The sequence below is a fragment of the Paenibacillus sp. NPDC056722 genome (assembly GCF_042790635.1).
Taxonomy (GTDB): Bacteria; Bacillota; Bacilli; order Paenibacillales; family Paenibacillaceae; genus Paenibacillus_AQ; species Paenibacillus_AQ agri.
In genome coordinates this window covers 729,254-748,460 of the sequence record NZ_JBHTYV010000001.1, presented here as the reverse complement: position 1 = coordinate 748,460, position 19,207 = coordinate 729,254, and the positions used below count along the sequence as shown (strand labels likewise).

Here is a 19,207-nt window from a genome sequence, read left to right as displayed (position 1 = left end):
TGTATAATTCCGATTATACAAATTAATTTAATGTATTTTGAATAGAAAGGCATGGTGATTGGATATGGGTGTGAAAGTGAATGCGGTGGAATTATTCAAAGAGGTCAGACTACATACGCAGAAAGGCTTACGTCAGCAGAGCAAAGGTGGAATATGAAAATAACTCGAGTAACGGCCAACTATTATTCCTGGCCCCGTACACGGGCAATCTCGAATGGTTCGCATACCTGGAGCGATGTGGTGCGCTGCGTACTCAAGATAGAGACGGATGAAGGCATCACCGGCTATGGCATTGGCAGCGCGTCAGATGGAGAGCGGCAGCTACGTGAAGCGTTCGCCGTACGTCTGATCGGGATGGACCCGCTGATGACGGAGCGAATCTGGTCGACGCTGTGGGACAGTAAACTGTACGGACGGCGGGGTCATGAGACCGCTGCATTGTCCTCTATTGATATGGCATTGTGGGACATTAAGAGCAAGTACGCCGGTCTGCCTTTGCACCGATTGCTTGGCGGCTACACGGACAAGATGCCTGTCTACATCGCCGGTGGCTACTATATGGACGGTGAGGGCATTACAGAATTGCAGCGAGAAATGTTGTCTTATGTTGAGCTGGGTGCACGTGCTGTAAAAATGAAAATCGGGCGCCTGACCATCCGCGAGGATGTCCAGCGTGTACGCGCTGTCCGCGAAGCCATAGGTCCGGATGTTACCCTTATGGTGGATGCTAACGCCTCGTACCGTTATTTCGAAGCCATCCAGATGGCCAAACGTCTTGAAGAATTTGATCTCTTCTGGCTTGAAGAGCCCGTAGCTCCCGACGATTATGCAGGGTATGAAAAGATTGCTGCGCATACGAGCATCACACTGGCTGCCGGGGAACAGGAATATACTAAATACGGCTTTCGGGATTTGATCGAGACCGGCGCAGTTGGCATTCTCCAGCCGGACGCCCGCTGGATGGGTGGAGTTACGGAGTTCAGAAAAGTGGCAGCTATGGCTGAAGCCAGTGGCCTGGCCATTTCGGCGCATGGCGATCACCAGATCAATCTGCCGCTGATGGCCTCGATCCCCTGCGGGATCTGGATGGAATATTATCCGGCCGTGTTCGATCCCATGCTGGCAAGCTTTTATACTGAAGGCGCGGTTCTGAATGCGGATGGTTGTCTTCAAGTGCCGGAGGTTGTCGGCAACGGTTGTACACCGGACGAGACCCGGCTTGCTCCTTATCGGTTGAAGCTGTGAGGTTCTGACGTCTTTGGATATCTATAGGCACGATCGATCAAGATTGCAACAAGGAGGTAGATGACGCGTTACATAGAATGAGTGAATGTATGGGACTGGCATAGAATGGTTAAAATTACGCTTTTGGAGGGTGAGGAAATGAGCAAGACAGCGGCGCACAGGGATCACGAGATTGTCCGTGTGGAACCGATTCTGGCTGATATGCATGCTTTTGTGGAGATTGAGACGGCAAGCGGCTTGGTCGGCGTCGGCGAGATTGGGGTATGGGCACATCTGGAAGCTGCGGCTACACTGGCAGAGAAGGCCGGACGTTACTTGATTGGGCAGAGTGCTGACCGGATTGAATATCACTGGCAAGCGTTAACAAGGTTTGGCAGCTATCATGGCTCCATTCTGATGGGGGTCGTCTCCGCGATTGATATCGCGCTATGGGATCTAAAGGGACAACGACTTGGGGTGCCTGTGCATGAGTTGCTGGGTGGAGCATTGCGCGACCGCGTCAGAGTGTACGGTCAGATCAGAGGAGCAAACCAGGAAGAAGTGATACATAATGTAACAGCGCTTAAGGCGGCAGGCTTCACCGGAGCAGGCCATCTGAATCCGTTCCTGGATGTCTCCTCGGACATTCCGCTGAACGCCACTTATGCCAAGCGGATGTCCTCGGCGCTGGAGGTGCTGAGCGCTGTACGTGAAGCTGTAGGTGATGATCTTGACCTCGGTATCGAGTTACACCGCCGTTTATCGCCTGGAGAAGCGATCAGCTTCGCGCGGTCATTGGAATCCGTGCGACCGCTGTTCCTCGAAGATCCGATCCGGCCCGATTCCATAGAGGCCATGGCCGAGGTCCAGCGCGCGATCGGCGTGCCGATTGCCACTGGAGAGCGGATCTACTCGCTCTATGAGTTTCAGCGGCTGCTTCAGGCAGGCGGTGCCCGCTATATCCGGCCCTGCATCGGATTATGCGGTGGCTTCACCGGACTGCGTAAGATTGCTGCGCTGGCGGAAGCTTACGATGTGCAGATTATTCCGCACAATCCGTTCTCACCGGTTATGCTAAACGCCAATCTGCATGCGGCAGCGGCGCTCCCGAATTTTCTAATCCTTGAATATCCGACGGCAAGCTATATTGACCATACCTTCAGCACGTCTCTGCGCGGCACCTCGATGGTTACTTCTGTTCCAATATTCGATGCTGGGTATGTGACCGTCCCCGTCTCACCAGGACTTGGCACGTCTCTTGCCCCAGATCTTAGGGCAAAGCATCCCCCGAGAGAAATCCCGATCAAGTTGCGTCATCATATCGACGGTTCGCTGGTGGAGCATTAGGGTAGAGGGTAGGCAACCCCTTAGTGGAGAAAGTAGAAAGGAGAAAGGAGAAAGGAGAAAGGAGAAAGGAGAAAGGAGAAAGGAGAAAGGAGAAGGGAGAAAGGGCGTCCAAGCGTGGTATCAGGTCGATATCCTTATCAAGTGAGTGCAGCATAGATTATAGTACGCATTACAATAACAAACAAAGCCTAGTAGCTATTTCCGAAGTGCAATTAAGTGCATTTTTGTACCCTAAATACTCTGCAGCTAAGGATTAATGGGGATTAAGTGCAATATTGTATGTTAAATCCTCTATGATGCCCCTTTTAGCTCTCTTTTTGGAAAATAAGGTACAATATTGTTCTTATTTCCTTTATCCACCTCTTTTTCAGGAATATAAGGTACAAAAATGCTGTTAATTGAGGGGCAGACCATTCTTCATTGTTAAGAAGACTGCATGAATCTTAAATTCACTAATTAAAGACAGGCAAAGACCCATGAGGGGTACGCCTGTCTTTGTCTTTTTACACAGGGACTTGACGAATGTATACCTGCTGTTTATGTTTAAGTCATTTGAGGACGAACAGCCCCGGAACGGAGGACGCCTGCGTGAAATTACAGCAATTCAAATATGCAGTGGAGATTGCGGATAAAAGCTCTTTTAGTGAAGCCGCCAGAAGTCTGTTCATCTCCCAGCCCAGCCTCTCCAACGCCATTAAGGAACTGGAGGAGGAGATTAATCTCCCGATCTTCATCCGTACCCATAAAGGGGTAAGCGTGACGAAGGAGGGAGCAGAGTTCCTGAGCTACGCACGGCAGATGCTGGAGCATTATCAGCTCATGGAAGAGAAATATCTGCATTCCAAGCCAGCCAAGCAGCATTTTTCTGTCTCCACGCAACACTATACTTTCGCTATTAATGCATTTGTGAATCTGATCAAGGACTATGGCGCTGATGAATATGAATTCACGATCAGAGAGACGAAAACCTATGACATTATCGATGATGTCAGAGCCCTTCGCAGCGAGATCGGGGTGTTATATATCAACACTTTTAACGCCCGTATCATCCTAAAACATCTCAAAGAAAATGATCTGGTCTTCTCTGTGTTGTTCACTGCCCGCCCGCATATATTTATCAGCACTCAGAACCCATTGGCCCAACGGACAAGCGTGACAATTGAAGATCTGGAGGAATATCCCTACCTGTCTTTTGAGCAAGGCGACAATAATTCCTTTTACTTCTCGGAAGAGATTCTTAGCAACCTGGAACGCAAAAAGAGCATAAAAGTGACCGACCGGGCCGCGGTTGTCAATCTGCTTATTGGCCTAAACGCGTACACGATTTCGACGGGGATTATTGGTGAGGAGATTCATGGCGATGATTTTATCGCGATCCCACTTGAAGTGGATGAAGAGATACAGATTGGGACCATCAGGCATAAAAATATGAATCTGAGTCGTCTTGGTGAACGATATTTGGAAGAGTTACAGCGTATGGTCAAAGACCTGGTGTAGCGCATGCAGAAAAGTTTAATGGCTATTGTTGCTTCAAGATATAGCTTTTAACTATGGAATCCCATAGTTATTGAGATTTACCCTATAGAGGAAAAGGCCGTCTATAATTTCTTGTACATGAGCAGCAGACTGAAAGAAATCTTTCGGATACTGAGGCTCGGGACGAGAAGGGATGGAACGGCATGAATAGGCAACATAGTGTGAAGGAGAAAAAGCTTGGCGTATGGACCCTTAGCGGTCTGATTATTGGCCCCATTCTGGGCTCGGGTATCCTGATGTTACCCTCTACAATCTACGAACTGGTCGGGGAGTGGGCGATTGTTGCTTGGCTGATCATTATCGGAGTCAGTTTGCTGACGGCATATATTTTCGGGGCGATCAGTATCCGTTATCCCGGCGATGCCGGTATTGCCAATGCGGTGAACCGTGCGTTCGGGGGACAGATCAAGGTGTTGTCTTCTTTGTATTTGATCCTGGGTGTGTCGGTCGGAGCGGCAGCCGTCTTACTGACAGCGAGTGAGTATTTGTCACAGCTTGGGTGGGGAGACCCCTTTTATATCGGATACGCTTTGACTGCGGTATGCGTGCTGCTGCTATTTTGCAGAATTACTGTTGTCGGAAAAATATCGCTGCTGATGTCCACAGTCTCTGCCGTGGTACTGTTCACAGGTTCAGCCGTTAGCCTGTCCAATCATCCTAAGGTTTTCGCTATTATGGATAATTTCCAGCCCCAATCCTTTGGGTATGCGGTGCTGATTCTTTTCTGGGCGGTCTTTGGGTGGGATATTATCGGGAATTACACGGACGAGGTGAAGGATATCCGCAAGACGACCAGCAGAGGGATGATTCTGAGCTTTATCGTTATTGCTGGTGTGTATCTGGTAGTGGCGGCGGCTATGCAGTGGAGTGACCCGGCAGGTGATGGAGGAGGACATTCCCTTGGAGGAATTATGTATCCGTTGTTCGGAGAGCGGGGGCAGCAGATTATTGCAGGGCTTGGCGTCTTCCTCTGTGCCTCTACCTATCTGCTATACGTAGGAGGCATATCGCGGCTGACTGCTTCTTTATCCGGGGAGAGGATTTTGCCGGCTTTTCTTGAACAACGTACGAAGCATAACACCCCTTTTGTCGCCATTAGCGTCATTGGGTTGGTGAATGCAGCGGTTATACTGTTCATGCAGATTGGAGCTTATGATCTTAGCATGCTGGTTCTAGTCGCGAACAGCTTTCTGGGGATGAACGCGCTAATCGGAATTTTGGCAGGGATCAAGCTGCTGAAGAGCAGAGTGGTTGTTATATTGGGAACGATTCTTTCACTGTTCCTGGTGGTTGTCATCGGCATGTATTCCTCCCGTAACCTGTTGTTGATCATTAGTATTCTATGCGTGTTCTTTATCTACAGGGAGTGGCGGAGCAGGAGGGTGCATTCTCAACATTAACCAGGGCATATTCAGGACAAAAACCAGGACATACTCATGACAAAAAAGCGTCCCCGGCAAGCAGATGCTGCCGAAGACGCTTTTTTTCGTTACCTTTTAACCTAACACGTTGAAAACTCCCCCGGAAAGTCCCGTTTGCTCTGCAATTTCCTGGGCAATAGCATTCATCGCAGTCATGTCATGACGAAGGTAAGCTCGTAATCTGCTTTGATAATGTGTCACAGTGAGATGGAGCGTATTCTATTGCTGATCAATCTGAAGTCATTTTATCTGTCCGTTCTGCCAACTTAGTAATTAATTCAACATCTTGATCTGATAATTGATCAAGAAAATATTTGCGTACTGCCTTTGCGTATATGGGACGAGAAGCATCCACTGCTGATTTTCCAGAGGGAGTGATGATGACTTGAACACCATTACCTGTATCTAATGGTTTTCTTAGGACAAGCCCACGTTGTTCCATCCGCGTTAGATGATGGGACAATCGACTCTTCGTCCACTCCATCGAGTCGACTAATTCCTGTTGGCGAAGCACACCATTCCCTAAATCAACTAACCTAACTAATATTCCAAAATCACCCTCTTCTGAGAGTCCTGTTTTCTCGGACATGTCTTTTACTACACGATCCATGATTTTCTTATAGTTGGATTTCCACATATACCATAATTGCATTTCCTCTTCATTTAGCCAGTCCTTATCCATATTCACATATCCTTTTCATTTAGTTTCGTTATTATTCATAGGGAAATTATCACTAGCGTTGCATAAAAGTTGAACGCATGAATTGTCTAAATCTTCTGAAACGAAGGTTTTCTTGATGGACCAAAAGATTAAGCGGACGTTAACAGGTACGAGCAAACGCACCGCAAAGGATTCAGCACATGGACAAGGATACCCTATTTTTTTCATTTGGTAAATGGCTTGTACCTATAGATTGTTGATGTATCAACTTCAAAGTATTATAGTAAACTCACTAGTAAGTTGACGCGTCAACCTTAGGTATGCTATAGTGATCCCATCAACAGGTTGACGTGTCAACTTGATGATGGAGCAGATATATTACTAATATTGCTGATGCAAGAAAGGAAGGTATTACAATGCATAACAAACGTGTCGCCTTGGTTACCGGGGCAAATCAAGGAATCGGTCTTCAGGTCGCAAAGGATCTTGTGGCAAACGGCCTCACTGTACTGGTCGGATCGCGTAATTTCCAGCGAGGAGAGGCTGCAGCCAAGGAGATCGGGCCGGGCGCCATTGCGCTCCAACTGGATGTGACAGATCAGGCCTCAATCACCGCAGCAGCAGAGCGCATTCGCAAGGAGATTGGCCGTCTCGATGTGCTCGTCCAAAACGCAGCGATCTCAAACACAAGACAGGGCTCCATGTCTGTTCAGGAGTACGCTAAATTGACGCTTGCGAGTAACGTGTCACTAGATGAAGTGCGGGCAGTGTGGGAAACCAACGTGTTCGGCGTCCTTGCCGTTTACCAGGCGATGCTGCCGCTCCTGCGCGAGGCACCGCATGCAAGCATAGTCAACGTATCAAGTGGTGTTGGCTCGCTGACGAGTAACTCGGATCCATCCTATGCTTACCGTACGTACTTCCGCCCTGGCTACCCTGCTTCGAAGACGGCTCTCAACGCTATGACGCTCGCTATGGCGATCGAGCTGGAGTCGACCGGAATCAAGGTCAACGCAGTCTCCCCGGGCTTTACCAAGACGGCTCTTAATGGAGCGGGTACGCAGACTGTCGAGGATGGCGCGTCTGAGATCGTGCGCGTTGCGCTACTCGGCCCGGACGGACCGACAGGTATGTTCACGAGCGCAACATTTGGAACGATTCCGTGGTAATTGGTAAAGCCTAAACCTCACAAAGCTAGAATTCACTAGAACGAATCGTAGTGTGAGCATGAAGTTAGGAGAAGGTCAGGGGAGTAGCGAGATAAGGCTCCAAAATGTACAAAAAATCTTGGATTATCCTGTGTGTGTAATCACACCTTCACTCTTGGCGCTCTGGTACGCTGAAACGGACGATTGATTATCTATCAAGGAGGATAACGATATGTTTTGTTATCAGTGTGAACAGACGCCGGACGGCGGATGTACCGTAGTTGGAGTGTGCGGCAAGAACGAGACGATTGCGAGCCTGCAGGACACGATGATTTTTGCATTAAAAGGCATTGCTGCCTATGCGACACATGCAAGACAGCTGGGATATACCGATCCTGAGGTGGATCGCATCACTCATGAAGCGTTGTATATGACCTTGACCAATTCCAACTTTAATGTGCAGGAGCATCTGGAAATGGCGATGAAGGTTGGCAATGCCGCGGTTCGAATTATGGATGTGCTGGACCGCGCGCATACGGATCGGTTTGGCATCCCTCAGCCGATTACAGTTAGCCAGAACAAGATTGAGGGCCATTGCATCGTAGTGACAGGCCATAACCTGTATGCTCTCGAAGAGCTGCTGCGGCAAACAGAGGGCAAGGGGATCAACATCTATACCCACTCTGAAATGCTGCCTGCCCACGGCTATCCGGCACTGAAGAAATATAGCCATCTGAAAGGAAATATCGGTAAAGCCTGGTATGATCAGCGCCGATTGTTCGAGAAGTTTCCCGGCGCCATCCTTGCGACTACGAACTGTGTGATGCCGATTAAAGGGACGTATGCAGACCGCTTTTTCTCATATGAAGTAGCAGGGCTGGAAGGTGTGGAGAAGATCATAGGGGAGGATTTCACCCCGCTGATTGAGCGTGCGCTGTCGCTACCTGTGGCAGACATAGAGTCGGATCTTGTGCTTACCACAGGGTATCATCATGAGACAGTGCTGGGGCTTGCACCTGAAATTATTCAGGCGGTCAAGGACGGTCATATCCGCCGCTTCTTCGTGATTGCAGGTTGTGATGCACCAGGCAAAGGGGGAGAGTATTACCGTGAGCTGGCTACCTCTCTGCCGAATGATACAGTTATTCTAACCACTTCCTGTGGCAAGTTCCGCTTCAACGACGTAGATTACGGGACTGTAGGGAACACGGGAATTCCGCGTTATATCGATCTTGGGCAATGCAATAATTCGGGCTCCACTGTAAAAATTGCACTGGCCCTCGCCGATGCCTTCGGCTGTACCGTGAACGAGCTTCCGGTCAGTATCGTACTGTCCTGGTTTGAGCAAAAGGCCGTAGCCATTCTGCTTGGACTGTTCAGTTTAGGCATACAGGATATTCGCATCGGGCCGAAGCCGCCTGAATTCATCTCAGAGGGTGTGCTGGAGGTGCTTGTTGAAATGTTTGGGCTGAAGCTGATTACAACGGCCGAGGCAGATATGAATGCTATGCTGGCGCTATCGTAATCGTACTCCGTCAGTTCGGCTAGGCAAATTAAGCACAGAATAAGGAGTTGCTTCGCACTTTAGGGTGCGCGGCAGCTCTTTTTTGCGAAAGAATTTATGATTTCCATGACCAGCATGCGGGATGCCGTTATAATAGTAGAAGATTCAAGAGACAGAGGAGCGAGATTAACACATGACAGAGAAAACAGAGAATAAAACACAATTCCAGCAGGTACGAGAGTTTCACCTTGGCTTTAACTGCCCGGCCCCTGAGGCACCGGAAAAGCTATCGGACAAGCTTGCGGTTAACCGTGCTTCTTTTATTATGGAAGAGGTAATCGAGCTGCTGCATGCTACTGCCGGTAATGACGAGCGCTTTGCCGCCTTTTACGAGGATCTTATGACCCGGGCCGCTGAGTCTTATCGCAAGCAACTGCAGAAATCCTATCCTGACGACCAGTTGATCGGGCAGATGGATGCGTTCACGGATATTTTATACTTCGCCAATGGCGGATTCGTAGAAGCGGGCGTGGAGCCCGAACCGATCTTTAACATCGTCCACGCTGCTAATATGGGCAAAATTTTCCCGGACGGCAAACCGCATTACAATGAAGTCGGAAAGGTCATTAAACCAGATAACTGGGAGCGCGACCACGCACCAGAACCTAAAATCCAGGCCGAAATCAACCGTCAAATTGAGCTGGGTGGAAAACGGTTCGAGTAGAGAGCGGATTGCATGTAACATTGTGTTAACAACCGCATAGTATGCTTAGTTCCCAATAATACAACCATGTATATTTTAGTGGGAGAGGGTGTTGTATGCCACAAATCAAACGTGTGCTCAGAAATCGTTGGTTTCAATGGATAGCTGGTTTTTTTCTAATGCTGATTATCGCTTTTTCCACAGTATCTTTTCTACTAGTGAACTCCGTTTCTGCTGCTTATACAAAGGGAAGTATTGAGGAGAAATATGCTTTACCCGGAACGTATTCAGTCCAAACGGCGGAGATCAAGGGGAGTAAGGGAGAAAAGCTGTACAAAGTCTACTACCCGGAGTCCAAGAATACCAGACATCCTTTGATTGCGTGGGGTAACGGAACGGGAGCATTGCCCAAACAATACGATGCACTTTTCCGCCACCTCGCTGGCTGGGGATTTATTGTCATTGACAGTTACAGCACAACGACCGGAACAGGGAAAGAAATCCTGGCCTCGATTGAGTATATGCTGACTGCGAACAATGATCCCAAAAGTCAGTTCTATCACAGGGTTCAGCCTGATCGAATAGGTGCGGCGGGTCATTCCCAAGGCTCCACGGGTGTCATTAATGCCCATACGAATTATGAGCGTGGAAATGTGATCAAAACCGTTGTATCCATCGCGCTTCCGAAGCTGGAATTTTGCGAACCAAAGGATGCTTATGATACATCTGCGCTGAAGGTGCCATTTTTAGTGCTGAGCGGCACCCGTGATTTTATCATCTCACCGGCCTCCTCCAACAAGCTGGAGATCAGCAAAGCTAAGCCGACCCTTCCGGTAATGATGGCGATGGCTAAAGGGGCTGCGCATACAGCGATTGAACAGGATGGCGGACAGCACAGAGGATACCTGACAGCCTGGATGAGATACCAGCTGATGAATGATGTTGAGGCCAAGCGCGCATTTATCGGAAAGGATGCGGAGATTGTCACGAATAGCAATTGGAAGGATGTCACTTCGGCCAATATGCAGAAATGATTCAACTGGGCACGAAAAACAGAATTACGGAATATAAGAACGGAGAGACCTAGTCTGACATGACATAGGTATCTCCGTTTTTTGTTAGTGCAACGCTAGTGATTCGAAAGAAAAGGCAGATTCTCTTCTAGTAATTTCCCGACTTGTCTGGCTATATGTTCACAGTCAGAATTGATTTCATCCATAACAAAGGATTCCACAATACCTATAACGGCTGTGCTCAGAAAACGAATCTTAAGGTCCCGATCTTGCGTGATATCTCCAATAGGAATTTCTCCACCGATTTGTTCCATGAGACAATTGAGAAGTTGTTTTCTAAAAGATACAGTGCTTTCACTTTTAAATAAGGCATAGAAAAAATCTTTCTTTTGTTCAAAGTAATGAAACCAAACGATTGTACTTTCTATAAAATCAGTTGCTTTGCTTTCGGCGCAAGTAGATTTGAGTTCTCTGATTTGTTCTTGAACGATCGCATCTAATAAGTCATTTTTATCAGTAAAGTGCAAGTAGAAGGTTTTTCTGCTGATATCAGCTTTTTCAGTAAGAGTCTTCACAGTAATACTATCAAATCCATCATGAAGTAGAAGTGTCAAAAAAGTGGATTGAATTGCTTTTCTGGACTTTTTGGTTCTCCGATCTAATTTTTCTTCCATATCAAGCTCCGTTTCATACACAGTTTAGAATAAATGAGTATTACTACATGAATTAGTGAATGTGGTAATTGTTTTGTCCATCATTCTATTTTAAATTAAATATACAGGAGAGTATTAATACACACAAGGATCGAAATTGATTTTTGTAAAAGATACTTATTCTATTATAAAAACAGTAATGATAAGGAGAGGAAAATATGAATAGACCTCATGTTATTTGCCACATGATGACATCCTTGGACGGGAAAATAGACGGGGATTATATGAACACAGAAGAAGCACAATCTTTGTATTTGAAATATGTAGAAATCCAGGAAAGCTATAATCCTAAGGCCTGGATGTGCGGCAGGGTGACTATGGAGGGGAATTTTGCCTTTGGAGAAAAGGTGGAATTTAAGGGAGGTATCACCTTATCAGTACCTAGAACAGATTTTATTGCTGATTCTCATGCTGGAAGATATGTAATTGCAGTAGATCCTAAAGGAAAATTAAGATGGACTCAAAACACAATACCGACATCGTTTCAGTTAAAAGTGGAATCACATATTGTAGTGGTACTCACTGAGGATGTAGCAGATGAATACTTAACATATTTACGCGATTTAGGGATTTCTTATATTTTTGGCGGTAAAGATCAACTGGATTTGCATGAAGTATTAAGAAAGATTAATACCTTATTAGGTGTCCAGGAAATGATGTTGGACGGGGGAGCTTATTTGAACGGTACTTTTCTAAATGAGGGACTCGTTGATGAATTAAGCTTATTAATTACTCCAACAGCCGATGGGGATACAAGTACACAAGCATTATTTGCCAAACCAGATTCTCTGGTGAAACAACCAGCGGCACGATTTACATTAAGAGAAGTTCGCAAATTAGAGTCTAACGGCATATATTTGAATTACACAATTAATAGATAAAATTCATAGCAAAAATCCACTTGAGGAGAGACTTAAGTGGATTTTTTTGCGTTAGAGTATAAAAAAATTGAAATTATCGGAAGCTTGAAAAAATTGTTAGTGTAGATGATACTTATTTTGATCCTTATCGACATGAAAGGACGGAAAATCAAATGCTTAAATTAGTTTCCTTTATATTTGAATTACTCCGGTTATGTATTTTACTTGCTTTGACGCTGCTGGTTTTAGGGGGATTGGAAAAGGTCATATATCAATGGATATTTGGCCAGCCGCTTTATCATTGGAGTATGACATTGGGGAATATGATTTTATTTCTAGTGTTATACCGAAATTATTTTCAATTTAAAGGCTGGTATAAATCAGAGAATAATAAAAAATTAAATAAGATCTCGACAAGGAGTTTAACTTTAATCTCAATAGGGCTATTATTAATACCAATTTGGATAACCCAGTAGGGAACGGGGAGATTGGCACAGTAACTTAGAAGGCATATTTTTAATAAAAGTTTCTGCGATCCTTCCATGTTAATATAGTAAAAGAAAGGGGCAGTATAGACTTATGAAACTGAGGAATATAATGATTTTCGTCAACGATATGATATAGGCAAGATGGTTTTATTCTGAATTGTTGGGTTTGCAAATACTGTCGGAGGAAGAAAATAAGTTTGTTTTTGCCCTTGATGGAGGGATTCAATTTTTACATGATGAACCTACTCAAGGGCAATATGCTGCATTCGTTGATCCGTTTGGTAATGTGCATGAAATCGCTGAATTGTCCCATTGAGCGCAGTTATCTTTGATACAGACCCAAAGGAAGTGTTAAACGATGGATTTTGAAATGGTAATGCAGGAGCTTGAAGACCTTGGCAAGGAACGAACTAAGAAGATTTACCAATCGAATGGCGCACATGAACCGCTTTTTGGTGTGGCTACAGGCCAAATGAAGCCCATTTTCCGAAAAACAAAAATAAATCAAGCATTGGCTGAGCAACTTTATGCAACCGGGAACTACGACGCCATGTATTTTGCCGGGATTATTGCCGACCCCAAGGCGATGACCGTAGCAGACTTTGAACGTTGGATCGACGGCGCTTATTTTTATATGCTGTCTGATTTTGTGGTGGCGGTAACGTTGGCAGAGGCAGATATTGCCCAGGAAGTGGCTGACAATTGGATCGCAAGCGGCGATGAACTAAGGATGTCTGGGGGCTGGAGCTGCTACTGCTGGCTTTTGGGGAATCGCCCGGACGCTGAATTCTCCGAAAGTAAAATTGCCGACATGCTTGATCTTGTGAAAAATACGATCCATGATGCTCCCGAGCGTGCAAAATATTCTATGAATAACTTTATCTACACAGTTGGGGTGTCCTATGTGCCTCTCCATGATAAAGCGATTGAAACTGCTAAAGCAGTAGGTCCGGTTGAAGTTGACGTTGATAAGAAAAAAAGTAAATTTCTGATCGCTTCTGAACGCATTCAAACCGCAGTAGACAAAGGGCAGACTGGTTTTAAACGCAAGCATGTACGGTGTTAAGTGCTTTATGAATCTCTAGCTACACCAATTAGAAGATGCCAGGAATCTCCTGTGCGTCTTCTTTGTAGTTTCTTTGGAATCATTCCCTTGACATGGAGTTAACTCCACGAATTACGATACAACAGCAAGGACAAGATATAAGGGAGGATACAACAATGAAATATCGGATTCTGGGAGCAACAGGCATATCCGTTAGCGAAATGACACTCGGTACAATGATGTTCGGTGCGATGGGAAATACCGATCATGATGATTCTATACGTATCATTCATAAGGCTTTGGATGCAGGAATTAACTTTATTGATACGGCAGATGTCTACTCCAGGGGCGAGTCGGAAGAAATTGTTGCCAAGGCACTCAAGGGCCGCCGGGAGAACGTCATCCTCGCGACGAAATTTGGTTTTCCAATGGGCGCGGATGTTAATCAGCAAGGCGGATCAGCGAGATGGATTAAGCGGGCTGCTGAAGATAGTCTTCGGCGATTGGGTACAGACTATATCGATTTGTACCAGATTCATCGCCCGGATTACAATACGGATATTAGCGAGACGCTGTCAGCCCTCTCTGACCTGATTCATGAGGGGAAAGTGCGGGCGATTGGATCTTCAACATTCCCTGCGGAAGCTATCGTCGAGTCACAATGGGCGGCACAGCGTGGAGGACATCACCGTTTTCTCACGGAGCAGCCGATGTACTCCATCTTTACTAGAAAGCTGGAAGGTGCCGTGCTGCCAACCGCGCAGCGTTACGGAATAGGCATTCTCTCGTATAGTCCGCTGAACGGGGGATGGCTGTCAGGGCGTTCCAATCCTAATGCCAGCCATCGGGCAGCGGGCAGACCATCGATGTATGACACGACAATTCCGGCTCTCCAGCCTAAGGTAGAGGCTCTAAGAAAACTTACTGCGCTTGCGGAGGAGACGGGCATTTCACTGCCGCATCTCGCTCTTGCGTTCGTCCGGTCGCATTCGGCTGTGAGCTCGGTAATCATTGGGCCGCGAAAGATGGAGCAGTTGGACAGTCTTTTGGATGGCGCAGGCATTGAACTCAGTGAAGAAATTCTTGACCGTATTGATGAGATCGTCCCGCCAGATACAGATGTCAATTCGGCAGATAACTATGCTGCTGATCATCCGGCCCTTGCCAATAAGAGCTTGCGTCGCCGATAATTTGTGGACAACCTGCGGTTGGATGTTAAAAGAGCTGTATCTCTATTGTCAGACAAGACAAACCGCGGAGATGCAGCTCTTTTTATATACATTTAATTTACAGGGTATACTGTCATATTCGCGCACTAGAAATGTCATTCATAAAGAGGATGGTGAAAAAGATGCCGACGTTTACAATTTCTGAAATTTCCAAGAAGACAGGATTCAGCTATGACACCATACGTTATTACGAAAAAATAGGGCTGATCTCACGGACAAAACGTAAGGACAACGGCCAACTTGAATTCGATGGGCACGCTCTGGAGCGGTTAATTTTTATTAACTGTCTGAAACGCACCGAAATGCCTCTCAAGGAAATTCAACGGTATATGAATCTGGTAGACGAACAAAACTTAGAGAGCTGTTATGTCATGCTGGAGGGCCATAAACAAAATATTGAGTCGCAGATTGAAGAAAGGCACGAGACGCTGAGAAAAATTCAATTCAAACTGGATAACTTTAATAGGTTAAAAAACAATCGGGATTTGGACGAACTGGTACGTCTCAACAAAAGTATAGATGCCTAGCGAAATTCATGTTCATTAGTCAAACATAGATAAGCTCAGCCATAATGCACATTTAATCGGGCTTTATAAATACCCCGGCAGCAGCTCTGCATTTACGTAATTTTTAATGAAAAGCTTGACATAAATGACCATCTTGTCTATGAAACTTATTAGAGTATTGTTCAGCTCAATAAAGTGAGATCCCTAAACTCTAAAGGAGAAAAACAGATGACTATAATCGACAAATTAGCAACCTCACTCAACCGCAAAGACGAAGGTCCTAATCAGGAGCTGGCGAAATATATTGCCGACCGAGAGGATAAGGAAGCTGTGAAAGAACTCGTTGATAATTTGCATAACAGAGATAAGAATATTCAAAGCGATTGTATTAAAGTTCTCTATGAAATCGGAGTTATAAAACCGTCTTTAGTTGTTGAATACAGCAAAGAGTTCGTAACATTACTTGATCATAGGAACAATCGACTTGTCTGGGGGGCTATGACAGCACTAGATATGATAACTCTTGAAAACCCGGAAACCATTTATTTATCACTTGTAAAAATTGTTGAAATTGCTGACAGAGGATCGGTGATCACCAAAGATCATGCAGTAAACATTCTGATTAAGCTTTGTTCTGTCGAACAATATGCTGAGCATGCATTCAGCTTACTTATTGAACAGCTTAAGAAATGCCCGACAAATCAACTCCCAATGTATGCGGAGAATGCAATGTCCATCATTAACGATAACAACAAAGCCGTATTCATAAAGACGTTGATCTCACGACTTGACGACATTGAAAAAGACACAAAGCGGAAACGAGTCGAGAATTTGATTAAGAAATTGAGCTGATTTTACCATGTATTTAAAAAACATAGCTAAGAAAAAAGAGCTTTTATAAGAAGTATTGAATTGTAATTAACGGCATTTTTGTACCTTAAATCGTCTGAAGCTAAGGGTTAGCGAAGATTAAGTGCAATATTGTACCTTAATTCTTCCATAATACCCCATCCAGTGTGCTTTTTCGAAAAATAAGATACAATAATGTCCTTATTTCCCTCATTTGGCTATATTGAAGAAAAATAAGGTACAAAAATGCTGTTAGTTGGGAGGTTGCCCTCTTGTTCACTGTTAAGACGACTGGTGAAGGGGATTTAATGCTTCTAGTGGTTTAAATCTGCCGACAGTTTATGTTTTCGGTGCTAGCCTTCTTACGTAAAGCTTTAAGGTGAGCGCTTTGCGTCTACAGTTCCAAACCTCCCTTTCGCTCATTTTCGCTTTATGACTAGCAGCAGGATCAGCGGACCCCTCTACTTCTTCTTGAACCAACTAATCATCGACAACAGCAGCGATAACACGATGAACATGATAGAGATTGCCCAAGGATGCAGGATGAACACATGAGACTGCCAAGGCCACAGGTATCCACTCATAATGCTGTCCCTGCTTTCTTGCGAATCCAGGCCACCATCAAGAGAATAGCTGGAATCACGATAAAGAGGGGAATCCATAAGTTGTAAGGAAGGATTCGGGTCCCCACGAAGATGTGGTCAGTCACATTCCGTGCCATATTGCTGCCAATCCATAGTGTGGTCACGGTGACGATAAGAATCGGCAGACGTAGTGATTTGGCGGAGGTAAGCTTCTGGATAGCCAGAACAGCAGTTATCAGATGAAGGGATATTTTTAAAAAGATAGTCGTCATAAAGTACATCACGCCCAGAGCATCGAGGTTATCCAGGAAATCACTGATACTTAGTTGCCTCAACAACACCAGTAGAGGATAGATATTGCGTTGGAAGACGCCTTCGCCCAGCACCATAATCGCTAACATATCAAACACGGCGATAGTAACGCCGGTGACCAGCACGGCAATGATATTTATTCCAGCCAATTGTCCCGGTTTTCTCAGAAAGGACCACAACATAGCGAATTCAATGGTTTCGCCAAAGGTCTGCAGAATGCCAAAGGGCCAGACGGCCTTCCAGACTCGCCCCCAGCCTTCGCCCAAGAGGGGCTGAAGATTGTCGAAATGCACATTTCTGGAACCCAGTAGTAGAAGGATCTCCGCAACGAAGAGAAAGAATATAATCGGGAAAAGCAGCCCCGCGAACCTAAAGATAACTTCGACTCCACTGGATAGAAAATACATAATCACGAGCATCATGGAGCCTAGGATGACCCATGTAGGCGTACCTGGCAGCAGGGTGAGCGGGACAAGCTCCTTTAGATCGCTGATTCCCCGTCCTGCGTCATAAATAAACAGCAATGGATAGAACCAGGCAATGGGGATACCCAGCCAAGGGCCAAATTGCTTGGGGAACCATTCAACCAAGGATAAGCCCGGCATCATGTTCATAAGAGCGGTGTAGCCCAGGATCATAAACATTCCAATGAAGGCTGAGAGCAGCATCGCAATCCAGGCATCACGCCCGGCGGGAGAGGCGAACCCGAAGATCACTGTCGTTCCAAGCTGAAACAACACCGTAGTCGCAAAGAGCTGATAACCCGATACCCTGACCATCCTGATTCCTCCCTTTCAGCCGCTTACTCAAGCTCTATGGATTTATTGGTTAACCCTACCTGCGTTATTGTAATGTGTGGAGTAATGTTTATCGGTACTTCGGGAAATAGCTTCTCCCATTCCTTGGCATAGCTCTTGTTCCATTGCTTGGGGTGCTGGCGGTAGATGATATGTCCGAACCCTAGAATATCTTTTTTATAACCTTGTTGTGCCTCACGGCAGACCAATTCAATTCTGGCCTTAACATCTTCCGTAACCAAAGTTCTGACATACTCCAGATCTTTGGGACTACTCATGTCCAGCTTAGAAGTGTTCTCAAAGATAGAAATCTCCGCGTAGGGATCTACCGTTATCCTAATTCCTTTAGTGCCTGCAAGTGTATGGTATTTCGTGCTCGCTGTATGCACTTGTGCGCTGATTCGGCCGCCGCCCTTTTCCACCGGAACTTCGGCAGTTGTTACCGCATCCTTCATCCGGTTCTTCAGCCACATGGCTCCTCTGGTCTCTGTCTCATTCAGCCAGCCGATCAGCTGATCCTTGTGGAACACAGCCGCACCTCTGACGGATAGACTGCTAATCTTGGATATGCCTGGATCAGACTCGCCGCTATTTTTATCTGTCTGAGCGGGGATTAGCTGTACACGGGCTGCCATGGGCGTATTTCCCGGCGACACCAACATGTCCATAAATTGCAGGAGACGGACGCTTACATTCTTTTTGGATTTCGCTTCTTCGCGCATGATTTCAGAGGACAGCTTTTCGAATACTGGATTATACTCTAAGATATCTACCGCTTTGCCCTTGGCAAACAGAATATGGCTCTTGATTTGCGATTGCTTGTACCGTTCAAAGAAATCCAGGACTGGCAGTACGCCGCTGCGCGCCAGCTTCTCACCGATAACAATGACCTTACTGTGGTAAAAAACAATCTTCCGCTGTACCTTCTGCTGAATGTACCTGTAGGCCTCCAGAATGGTCTCCCCCTCTGCGGACAGGATCCAGCCTGCTTTGGCCTCCAGCTTTTCGCCTCCGGATTGGTTGGTCACACCTAACAATCGGGGGACGGCGAGTTCCAGCGAGAGCTGGATTTTTCCTTTATCCGTCTTGTCGAGACCGACGGCAGTAACGATAGCGACATCATTTACTTCCACTTTGCTCCAGCAGCCCGTCAATAGAGGGAGAATCAGGAAGAACATCATTGACAGGATCACTGGTTTCACCTGCATTTTTCTCACCCCTCATCTTATTGTTGAACGAAGCTTATGAATGGCATCAGAACAGAGTG

Annotated in this window: 18 protein-coding genes; 13 read left to right on the top strand and 5 right to left on the bottom strand. The window is 46.1% G+C overall.

What is annotated here, in order from left to right; translation table 11 throughout:
- Positions 1-153 precede the first annotated feature (153 nt).
- The 4 genes from ACFRAM_RS03590 (at position 154) to ACFRAM_RS03575 (ending at position 5,507) form a co-directional block, all read left to right on the top strand.
- Positions 154-1,245, top strand: coding sequence for a mandelate racemase/muconate lactonizing enzyme family protein (locus ACFRAM_RS03590; RefSeq protein WP_379464562.1), 1,092 nt, complete (start codon positions 154-156; stop codon positions 1,243-1,245).
- A 138-nt stretch (positions 1,246-1,383) separates the two neighbouring features.
- Entirely contained in the window at positions 1,384-2,571 is a 1,188-nt protein-coding gene (locus tag ACFRAM_RS03585) for a mandelate racemase/muconate lactonizing enzyme family protein (protein WP_379464561.1), read from the top strand.
- Between the two features lie 588 nt (positions 2,572-3,159).
- Positions 3,160-4,068, top strand: a complete 909-nt coding sequence (locus ACFRAM_RS03580; RefSeq protein ID WP_379464560.1) for a LysR family transcriptional regulator — start codon at positions 3,160-3,162, stop codon at positions 4,066-4,068.
- A 182-nt stretch (positions 4,069-4,250) separates the two neighbouring features.
- Complete coding sequence (locus tag ACFRAM_RS03575; protein ID WP_379464559.1) at positions 4,251-5,507, top strand: APC family permease; 1,257 nt, start codon at positions 4,251-4,253, stop codon at positions 5,505-5,507.
- Between the two features lie 250 nt (positions 5,508-5,757).
- On the opposite strand, the gene ACFRAM_RS03570 is transcribed toward ACFRAM_RS03575, so the two are convergent.
- The gene (locus ACFRAM_RS03570) at positions 5,758-6,210 is read right to left on the bottom strand and encodes a MarR family winged helix-turn-helix transcriptional regulator (protein ID WP_379464558.1); all 453 of its coding nucleotides are present in this window, start codon (positions 6,208-6,210) and stop codon (positions 5,758-5,760) included.
- A gap of 395 nt (positions 6,211-6,605) precedes the next feature.
- Between ACFRAM_RS03570 and ACFRAM_RS03565 the strand changes: the two genes are divergently transcribed.
- From ACFRAM_RS03565 to ACFRAM_RS03550, 4 genes are all read left to right on the top strand, one after another.
- On the top strand, positions 6,606-7,358 hold the full coding sequence (locus ACFRAM_RS03565; protein WP_379464557.1) for an SDR family NAD(P)-dependent oxidoreductase: 753 nt from the start codon (positions 6,606-6,608) through the stop codon (positions 7,356-7,358).
- A 211-nt stretch (positions 7,359-7,569) separates the two neighbouring features.
- The gene (gene hcp / locus ACFRAM_RS03560; RefSeq protein ID WP_379464556.1) at positions 7,570-8,862 is read left to right on the top strand and encodes a hydroxylamine reductase; all 1,293 of its coding nucleotides are present in this window, start codon (positions 7,570-7,572) and stop codon (positions 8,860-8,862) included.
- Between the two features lie 172 nt (positions 8,863-9,034).
- Entirely contained in the window at positions 9,035-9,565 is a 531-nt protein-coding gene (locus tag ACFRAM_RS03555; protein ID WP_379464555.1) for a pyrophosphohydrolase domain-containing protein, read from the top strand.
- Positions 9,566-9,660: 95 nt separating this feature from the next.
- Positions 9,661-10,578: a poly(ethylene terephthalate) hydrolase family protein gene (locus tag ACFRAM_RS03550; RefSeq protein ID WP_379464554.1), complete on the top strand. Its 918-nt coding sequence runs from the start codon at positions 9,661-9,663 to the stop codon at positions 10,576-10,578.
- Between the two features lie 95 nt (positions 10,579-10,673).
- On the opposite strand, the gene ACFRAM_RS03545 is transcribed toward ACFRAM_RS03550, so the two are convergent.
- Entirely contained in the window at positions 10,674-11,231 is a 558-nt protein-coding gene (locus ACFRAM_RS03545; RefSeq protein ID WP_379464553.1) for a TetR/AcrR family transcriptional regulator, read from the bottom strand.
- Positions 11,232-11,428: 197 nt separating this feature from the next.
- Between ACFRAM_RS03545 and ACFRAM_RS03540 the strand changes: the two genes are divergently transcribed.
- The 5 genes from ACFRAM_RS03540 to ACFRAM_RS03520 all read left to right on the top strand — a co-directional run bounded on the left by ACFRAM_RS03540 (position 11,429) and on the right by ACFRAM_RS03520 (position 16,250).
- Complete coding sequence (locus ACFRAM_RS03540; RefSeq protein WP_379464552.1) at positions 11,429-12,151, top strand: RibD family protein; 723 nt, start codon at positions 11,429-11,431, stop codon at positions 12,149-12,151.
- Between the two features lie 825 nt (positions 12,152-12,976).
- The gene (locus ACFRAM_RS03535; RefSeq protein WP_379464551.1) at positions 12,977-13,684 is read left to right on the top strand and encodes a DNA alkylation repair protein; all 708 of its coding nucleotides are present in this window, start codon (positions 12,977-12,979) and stop codon (positions 13,682-13,684) included.
- A 155-nt stretch (positions 13,685-13,839) separates the two neighbouring features.
- The gene (locus ACFRAM_RS03530; RefSeq protein ID WP_379464550.1) at positions 13,840-14,853 is read left to right on the top strand and encodes an aldo/keto reductase; all 1,014 of its coding nucleotides are present in this window, start codon (positions 13,840-13,842) and stop codon (positions 14,851-14,853) included.
- Positions 14,854-15,014: 161 nt separating this feature from the next.
- Positions 15,015-15,419, top strand: coding sequence for a MerR family transcriptional regulator (locus tag ACFRAM_RS03525; RefSeq protein ID WP_379464549.1), 405 nt, complete (start codon positions 15,015-15,017; stop codon positions 15,417-15,419).
- A 207-nt stretch (positions 15,420-15,626) separates the two neighbouring features.
- The gene (locus ACFRAM_RS03520) at positions 15,627-16,250 is read left to right on the top strand and encodes a hypothetical protein (RefSeq protein ID WP_379464548.1); all 624 of its coding nucleotides are present in this window, start codon (positions 15,627-15,629) and stop codon (positions 16,248-16,250) included.
- A 458-nt stretch (positions 16,251-16,708) separates the two neighbouring features.
- Here ACFRAM_RS03520 and ACFRAM_RS03515 read toward each other — a convergent pair whose 3' ends face one another.
- From ACFRAM_RS03515 to ACFRAM_RS03505, 3 genes are read right to left on the bottom strand one after another with little or no spacing between them, the layout of a single operon-like run.
- Positions 16,709-16,831, bottom strand: coding sequence for a hypothetical protein (locus tag ACFRAM_RS03515; RefSeq protein WP_379464547.1), 123 nt, complete (start codon positions 16,829-16,831; stop codon positions 16,709-16,711).
- Entirely contained in the window at positions 16,828-17,922 is a 1,095-nt protein-coding gene (locus ACFRAM_RS03510; RefSeq protein WP_379464546.1) for a GerAB/ArcD/ProY family transporter, read from the bottom strand. Before ACFRAM_RS03510 ends, ACFRAM_RS03515 begins: the two co-directional genes overlap by 4 nt.
- Before the next feature lie 23 nt (positions 17,923-17,945).
- Positions 17,946-19,148, bottom strand: coding sequence for a Ger(x)C family spore germination protein (locus ACFRAM_RS03505; RefSeq protein WP_379464545.1), 1,203 nt, complete (start codon positions 19,146-19,148; stop codon positions 17,946-17,948).
- Between the last annotated feature and the right edge of the window lie 59 nt (positions 19,149-19,207).

What these genes read in the sequence shown, in the direction of transcription:
- ACFRAM_RS03590 (WP_379464562.1), top strand. Translation starts at nt 154, where the DNA reads ATGAAAATAACTCGAGTAACGGCCAACTATTATTCCTGGCCCCGTACA.
- ACFRAM_RS03585 (WP_379464561.1), top strand. Translation starts at nt 1,384, where the DNA reads ATGAGCAAGACAGCGGCGCACAGGGATCACGAGATTGTCCGTGTGGAA.
- ACFRAM_RS03575 (WP_379464559.1), top strand. Translation starts at nt 4,251, where the DNA reads ATGAATAGGCAACATAGTGTGAAGGAGAAAAAGCTTGGCGTATGGACC.
- ACFRAM_RS03570 (WP_379464558.1), bottom strand. Translation starts at nt 6,210, where the DNA reads ATGGATAAGGACTGGCTAAATGAAGAGGAAATGCAATTATGGTATATG.
- ACFRAM_RS03565 (WP_379464557.1), top strand. Translation starts at nt 6,606, where the DNA reads ATGCATAACAAACGTGTCGCCTTGGTTACCGGGGCAAATCAAGGAATC.
- hcp (WP_379464556.1), top strand. Translation starts at nt 7,570, where the DNA reads ATGTTTTGTTATCAGTGTGAACAGACGCCGGACGGCGGATGTACCGTA.
- ACFRAM_RS03555 (WP_379464555.1), top strand. Translation starts at nt 9,035, where the DNA reads ATGACAGAGAAAACAGAGAATAAAACACAATTCCAGCAGGTACGAGAG.
- ACFRAM_RS03550 (WP_379464554.1), top strand. Translation starts at nt 9,661, where the DNA reads ATGCCACAAATCAAACGTGTGCTCAGAAATCGTTGGTTTCAATGGATA.
- ACFRAM_RS03545 (WP_379464553.1), bottom strand. Translation starts at nt 11,231, where the DNA reads ATGGAAGAAAAATTAGATCGGAGAACCAAAAAGTCCAGAAAAGCAATT.
- ACFRAM_RS03540 (WP_379464552.1), top strand. Translation starts at nt 11,429, where the DNA reads ATGAATAGACCTCATGTTATTTGCCACATGATGACATCCTTGGACGGG.
- ACFRAM_RS03535 (WP_379464551.1), top strand. Translation starts at nt 12,977, where the DNA reads ATGGATTTTGAAATGGTAATGCAGGAGCTTGAAGACCTTGGCAAGGAA.
- ACFRAM_RS03530 (WP_379464550.1), top strand. Translation starts at nt 13,840, where the DNA reads ATGAAATATCGGATTCTGGGAGCAACAGGCATATCCGTTAGCGAAATG.
- ACFRAM_RS03525 (WP_379464549.1), top strand. Translation starts at nt 15,015, where the DNA reads ATGCCGACGTTTACAATTTCTGAAATTTCCAAGAAGACAGGATTCAGC.
- ACFRAM_RS03520 (WP_379464548.1), top strand. Translation starts at nt 15,627, where the DNA reads ATGACTATAATCGACAAATTAGCAACCTCACTCAACCGCAAAGACGAA.
- ACFRAM_RS03515 (WP_379464547.1), bottom strand. Translation starts at nt 16,831, where the DNA reads ATGAGTGGATACCTGTGGCCTTGGCAGTCTCATGTGTTCATCCTGCAT.
- ACFRAM_RS03510 (WP_379464546.1), bottom strand. Translation starts at nt 17,922, where the DNA reads ATGGTCAGGGTATCGGGTTATCAGCTCTTTGCGACTACGGTGTTGTTT.
- ACFRAM_RS03505 (WP_379464545.1), bottom strand. Translation starts at nt 19,148, where the DNA reads ATGCAGGTGAAACCAGTGATCCTGTCAATGATGTTCTTCCTGATTCTC.